This window comes from Actinomadura logoneensis (assembly GCF_003428695.1).
Classification (GTDB): domain Bacteria; phylum Actinomycetota; class Actinomycetes; order Streptosporangiales; family Streptosporangiaceae; genus Spirillospora; species Spirillospora logoneensis.
In genome coordinates this window covers 1-2,627 of sequence record NZ_QURH01000653.1, presented here as the reverse complement: position 1 = coordinate 2,627, position 2,627 = coordinate 1, and the positions used below count along the sequence as shown (strand labels likewise).

Here is a 2,627-nt window from a genome sequence, read left to right as displayed (position 1 = left end):
GGTCGGCGCTGGCCGGGGCGCGGGCCGAGTGGCTGGCGGTCGCCGTGGCGGACCGTCCGGCCGGGGCGGCGTCGGCGCGGGTCCGGCAGGCCGTCGTGATCGACGAGGACGTCGCCCGCCGCGCCGCCGCGTCCCTGCTGCACACGGCCGAGGAGGTGGTCTGGCGGGACGGCGACGTCGTCGCGCGCCGGGTCGAGCGGCTGGGCGCGATCGAGCTGGCGGCGCGTCCGCTCCGCGACCCCGATCCGAAGCTCGTGCGCGCCGCGCTGCTGGACGGCCTGCGCGCGCAGGGCCCGGCGCTGCTCCGCTGGACGGACGCGGCGACGGCGCTGCGCGAACGGCTCGCCTTCCTCCACCGCGAACTGGGCGAACCGTGGCCCGCCGTGGACGACGCCGCGCTGGCCGAGCACGCCGGGACGTGGATCGACGCGTCCCGGGCCCGCCGCCGCGCCGACCTGGCGAGGATCGACGTGGCCTCGGCGCTGCGCGGCCTGCTCCCCTGGGAGTGCGCCGCGCGGCTGGACGAGTTCGCCCCCGAGCGCGTCGAGGTGCCGTCCGGGTCACGCGTGCGCGTGGACTACTCGGGTGAGCGTCCGGTGCTCGCGGTCAAGCTGCAGGAGCTGTTCGGCTGGGACGCCGCGCCCCGCGTCGCGGACGGCCGCGTCCCGCTGGTGGTGCACCTGCTGTCACCCGCCGGACGCCCCGCCGCCGTCACGTCCGACCTGGCCTCGTTCTGGCGGGAGGGGTACCGGGCCGTCCGGGCGGAACTGCGGGGCCGCTACCCGCGCCACCCCTGGCCGGACGACCCCACGCAGGCGCCCGCGACCCGCCGCGCCAACCCCCGGCGCTAGCCCGGCCGTCCGCCGCTGGTCCGGCCGTCCGCCGCTCGTCCGCCTGCTCGCCGCTGGTCCGACTGCCCGGCGGTGCGGTGCTCATCGGCTGTCGGAGCCTGGTCGGCGCGGGCGCTGATCAGGGCCTCGATTCCGTCGAGGACGCGGGCCAGGCCGAACTCGAAGGCGTGCTCCGGGCCGACGGCCGAGCCGTACTCTTCGGCGGACGCGCTGCCCACCCGGGAGCCGAGGGGGTAGCGCGAGCCGTCGACCCGCTCCGCGAGGAACGGCGCGGTCGCCTCCCACCACTGCCGGTCGGTGAGGCCGGTGCGCCGCTCGGCCTGCGCGCGGTTCACCGACGTCCGGGCGGTGCTCTCGGCCAGCCCGTTGACCAGCGCGACGGCGGAGTCCATCTCCACGTCGGTGAGTCCGATGCCCTCGACGGCGCGCAGCTCGGTCTCGTACTTGTCGAGCAGGTTCGGGCCGAGCGGCGGACGGGCCGTCGCCACCTGCAGCAGCCACGGATGGGCGTGGTAGAGCCGCCAGTTCTCCCGCGCGACGTGCGCCAGCCGCGCGCGCCATCCGGCCGCCTCGTCGCCGGGCGGGGTGATCTCCCCGACCGCGCGGTCGAGCATGGCGTCCAGCAGTTCGGCCTTGCCCGGGACGTAGGTGTAGATCGACATGGGCGAGACGCCGAGGTCGTCGGCGATCCGGCGGATCGACACCGCCTCCAGGCCGTCCGCGTCGGCGATCTCGACCGCGCGGCCGACGATCCGCTCGGGCGTCAGCTTCGGGCGCGGGCCCCGGCGCGGCCGGTCCCGCGCGCCCCAGAGCAGCTCCAGGCTGCGGCGCGGGTCGCCGGCGCCGGTGTACTCGGTCGTCACGTCCCCATCCTCGCAGAGGCCGGCGGGTCCGGAGAAAAACTTTGTACGGCGTACGGGAAAGTGTGCCATGCTGTACTTCGTACGCTGTACAGAGTTGGAGGCCCCCATGGGAACCGCCGTCCTCGCCCGATCACTGAGCAAGCGCTACGGCGACACCGCCGCGCTGGACGGGCTGTACCTCGCCGTCCGCGCCGGGACGGTGCACGGGCTGCTCGGTCCGAACGGCGCGGGGAAATCGACCACCGTCCGGATCCTCGCCACCCTCACCCGGCCGGACGGGGGCAGCGCGCGGGTCGCCGGGCACGACGTCGCGCGGGAGCCCGCCCGCGTCCGCGCCCGGATCGGGCTGGTCGGCCAGCACACCGCCGTGGACGAGGTGCTCACCGGCCGCCGCAACCTGGTGATGTTCGGGCGGCTCGCCCACCTGTCCCGCCGCGCCGCCCGGGCCCGGGCCGACGAGCTGCTGGAGTCCTTCGGCCTCGCGGACGCCGGGGACCGCCCGGCCGGGACCTACTCCGGCGGGATGCGCCGCCGCCTCGACCTGGCCGCCGGGATGCTGCTCGCCCCCGACGTGCTGTTCCTGGACGAGCCGACCACCGGGCTCGACCCGCGCGCCCGCGCCGAGGTCTGGCGGGCCGTCCGCGGCCTGGCGGGCGGCGGCACGACCGTGCTGCTCACCACGCAGTACCTGGAGGAGGCCGACCGGCTCGCCGACGAGGTGTCGGTGATCGACCGCGGCCGGGTGATCGCGTCCGGCACGCCGGAGGGCCTGAAGTCCGAGTTGGGCGGCGACCGCATGGACGTGGTGGTCGCCGATCCCGGCGACCTGCCGGCCGCGGCCGCCGCCGTCGAGCGCGTCACCGGCGCCCGGCCCGAGGCGGACCCGGCGGAGCTGCGGCTGTCCGCGCCGGTC

At 77.0% G+C, this 2,627-nt stretch carries 3 protein-coding genes; 2 read left to right on the top strand and 1 reads right to left on the bottom strand.

The genetic code is table 11. The annotated features are described in order from the left end of the window. Window positions 1-851 (top strand): ATP-dependent helicase C-terminal domain-containing protein (locus tag DZF91_RS25190; RefSeq protein WP_328589209.1); only part of this gene is annotated, 851 nt, incomplete at its 5' end. Here DZF91_RS25190 and DZF91_RS25185 read toward each other — a convergent pair. Further along, window positions 848-1,714 carry a TetR/AcrR family transcriptional regulator gene (locus tag DZF91_RS25185; protein WP_199486877.1) on the bottom strand — a complete coding sequence of 289 codons (867 nt, stop codon included), beginning with the start codon at window positions 1,712-1,714 and terminating at the stop codon, window positions 848-850. The genes DZF91_RS25190 and DZF91_RS25185 overlap by 4 nt on opposite strands. 106 nt (window positions 1,715-1,820) lie before the next feature. Between DZF91_RS25185 and DZF91_RS25180 the strand changes: the two genes are divergently transcribed. Continuing rightward, window positions 1,821-2,627: ATP-binding cassette domain-containing protein (locus tag DZF91_RS25180; RefSeq protein WP_117359713.1), on the top strand; the 807-nt coding region annotated here is incomplete at its 3' end.